Origin of the sequence: Streptomyces sp. SID13726, from assembly GCF_010548375.1 — a bacterium.
In the GTDB taxonomy this organism is placed as follows: domain Bacteria; phylum Actinomycetota; class Actinomycetes; order Streptomycetales; family Streptomycetaceae; genus Streptomyces.
In genome coordinates this window covers 1-562 of record NZ_JAAGLY010000211.1, presented here as the reverse complement: position 1 = coordinate 562, position 562 = coordinate 1, and the positions used below count along the sequence as shown (strand labels likewise).

Below are 562 nucleotides of genomic sequence, written 5' to 3'. Positions count from 1 at the left end.
ACGGCGGCCGGTCGGCCGTGTGCCCCGTCGTCGCGCTCGAGGCCGCCCCCGACGACGTGACCCCCCTCGCGGAGGTGGGCGCCTGGGCCGCCCACGGCGAGGAGCTCCTCACCTGGGGCTGACGCCCGGCGCCGAACCCTGGGTCGTTCCTCACGAGCAGGTCTCGCTGGGGAGCATTCCCGGGTTCGACGACGTCGCTCAGCCCCGCAGCGGGAGGGTGAGGGACGGGACGTCGCCCGGCTCGCCGCGGTCCACCACGCGGACCGGGACGCCCCAGTCCTGCTGGGCGAGGTGGCACGCGGGGAACACGTCTGGGTCGGGCTCGCCGTCGGGGCCGAGCGGGACGACGTCGCACGACGCCGCCCGCGCGGTCACGTGCAGCACGCCCTCGCGGACCTCCGGGTTGATGACGAGGTCGCGGCCGAGCTCGACGCCGGTCCCGTCCCCGGACAGCAGCAGCTCGGGCGGCGTCGCGCTCACGCGCAGCTCCGTCGACGGGCCGAACCGGTCGTCGAGCTTATGCCCCGGCGCCGGGACGAACGGGACGTCGAGCCACAGCGGC

1 pseudogene is annotated in these 562 nt (G+C 76.5%); it reads right to left on the bottom strand.

From position 1 onward, the window contains the following. Positions 1–198 precede the first annotated feature (198 nt). Positions 199–562 (bottom strand): annotated as a pseudogene (locus G3I78_RS47225) (alkyl hydroperoxide reductase); the annotation flags it as partial.